The sequence below is a fragment of the Bacillus sp. MYb209 genome, assembly GCF_002975175.1.
Classification (GTDB): Bacteria; Bacillota; Bacilli; order Bacillales; family Bacillaceae_G; genus Bacillus_A.
The window spans coordinates 1-2,265 of record NZ_PCNZ01000103.1 but is presented as its reverse complement, the minus strand read 5'-3'; the positions used below and the strand labels follow the sequence as shown (position 1 = coordinate 2,265).

3 protein-coding genes are annotated in these 2,265 nt (G+C 30.6%); 2 read left to right on the top strand and 1 reads right to left on the bottom strand.

The genetic code is table 11. The annotated features are described in order from the left end of the window. Nucleotides 1–601, top strand: a 601-nt coding sequence (locus CQZ94_RS31035) for a hypothetical protein (RefSeq protein WP_142395980.1), incomplete at its 5' end; no start/stop codon positions are given. Further along, a complete protein-coding gene (locus CQZ94_RS30470) occupies nucleotides 598–1,251 on the top strand; it encodes an SMI1/KNR4 family protein (RefSeq protein ID WP_002193737.1) in 654 nt (217 codons plus the stop codon). The genes CQZ94_RS31035 and CQZ94_RS30470, both read left to right, overlap by 4 nt. Nucleotides 1,252–1,369: 118 nt before the next feature. Here the strand turns inward: CQZ94_RS30470 and CQZ94_RS30465 are convergent, their stop codons facing one another. Next, nucleotides 1,370–1,942 carry a tyrosine-type recombinase/integrase gene (locus CQZ94_RS30465; protein ID WP_002193736.1) on the bottom strand — a complete coding sequence of 191 codons (573 nt, stop codon included), beginning with the start codon at nucleotides 1,940–1,942 and terminating at the stop codon, nucleotides 1,370–1,372. Between the last annotated feature and the right edge of the window lie 323 nt (nucleotides 1,943–2,265).

Below are 2,265 nucleotides of genomic sequence, written 5' to 3'. Positions count from 1 at the left end.
GAAGCAAACAGCTGATATTTTACAATCTTTTAAGAAAGATGTTTCATATGCTTTTGCAGGTATGGGTTCTATGAGAATTGAAATACCTACAATTAAAGATTATTTTGTTAAAGCAAGTAGTGGAAATAGTAGATTAAATAATAATCTTGGTAATGGAATGAATGTGAATACAAATGTAGGTAATGCAAAAAGGCCAGGCGGATATCAAAAAGGAGATATTGATGAACATGGCTATTTAAGTCCAGCAGTTAATCGTGCCTCAGGAAATAAAAATATAGCTGCTGATAATCGGATACAATCCCATCATCCTATACAAAATGAGTGGGCTAAAAGATGGGCTAAAAAGGGTGAATTTGATTATAACGAAAAGAAAGCTCAAGCAATACTTTTACCATCAAGTTCTGGTTTACCACACGCAAAAATTTCTGCTATGCAAAGAAAACGAAGAAAAATTGAGGGGTATGATACTGATATACATTATGAATTTAATGTAAGCTATAGAGAAATGATTGAGGCAGGAGTTAGTCAAAAAAATGCAAGAAAGGCATTAGTGGATGCTTATAAATATTTTGATAGTTTGGGAGGTTTTGTAAAAAAATGATAGATTTATTTAAAGTTCCTGGTTTAATAAAGAATAATCCAGTAAGTGATATTGAAATTCAAAAATTAGAAGAGCTGATGAAAATAGAATTACCTAGTGTATATAAAGATTTATTGAGATATACTAATGGTTTTTCAATTGGTGGAGGCTTAACGATTTATGGTACTGAAGATATTGTAGAACGAAATGAGACTTGGGAAGTAACTGAATATGCAAGTGGTTATGTTTCTATCGGTGATGATGGCAGTGGTAATGTTTTTTTAATGTTGCAAGGTGTAGATGTAAAAGAAGTGTTGGCTGTTGATTCTGGTGATATGGATCCAAATCATGCTACTGTAATTACTTTAGATTTTAGTGAGTGGGTAAATACAGGATGTTTAAATGAAAAAATACAGAAAATAGAAGTGGAATTCCCTGATATGTGTAATATAGTGTTAGTAGAAACTCCTAATGGGGGATTAAAAGATTTAGTAAAGATAAAAAGTGTCCTAGCAATTGATATTTCAACAGGGGATCTATTAAAAGGATCGAAAAATCTTCCTTTTACATTAGTGAAGAAGTTTCCATATGGTAAGGCAAAAAAAATGATTGAAAAATTAGGACCTGTTGGTGTAGTGCTAAATGCGGTACCTATCGATATAAATAATTAGTGTTAAATATAATTTTGAATTTATGTTGAATTTTTTAATGTTAATTTAATATTTTAATTAGAAAAAAAGAACTAGTACTTTAAATGTTAGTTCTTTTTTTAGTTATTTTTTAAAGGGATTAAATAAGGAATGTATCAAGAATATTATCTTTTTCTTCTTTTTTGATCCCAATGTATTTGAGTGTAATTTGTGGTGTGCTGTGGTTTAATATCTCCTGCAACATAGCAACATCTTTTGTTTGTTTATAGAACCAATAGCCGAAAGTTTTGCGCATGGTGTGAGTCCCGATGGATTCGATACCGGCAAAATCTCCGGCTTTTTGCAATTGTCGATAAGCTTGGATTTTACTAATGGGTTGTTCTCCTTTTCGTGAAGGGAATAACCAGGTACCTTTTAGTGTTTGGGTATACGAATAGACTTCATCAAATATAGAAGTAAGGTTAATCATGCGTTCTTTCTTTGTTTTTCCTTCTTTGATTTTGAATTCTTTTCTCTTTTTTCGTTTTAGTTTTACTATGGTTTGTGTTTCAAGTTGAAGTAGATCACTCACGCGTAATCCGGTATGAATGCCAATCAGAAAGAGAATATAGTCTCTTTCTGAACAATGACGTTTGAGGGCCCATTTCATATCTTCGATCTGTTCTTTGCTACGGATGGGTTGGACATCAATGAGATGTGGTTTTTTGTTCATAGATTTTTGACCTCTTTATTTATAGTGTTTTGAATGTATACTTTTTTCTTATAAAATGAGGATATCAGGAGATTTGGTGTGGAGTCAATTTTTAAGGGAGTTTGAATGTAAACTAATATCTAAAAGTTTACATTCGAAAAAAGTAAAAAAAGTCCTACATAAGAGGACTTTTTTTAATGTATATAAATTAATATAATAATAGCATTTTTTTAGTTTTTTTATACTTCTCTTATTTTTTTCCGCAACTGTTTGCCAAGTGAACATGCTGATTAAAAATTTTGTTGTTAATTTGTTTTTCATATTTTTTTAATGTTTCATTTATT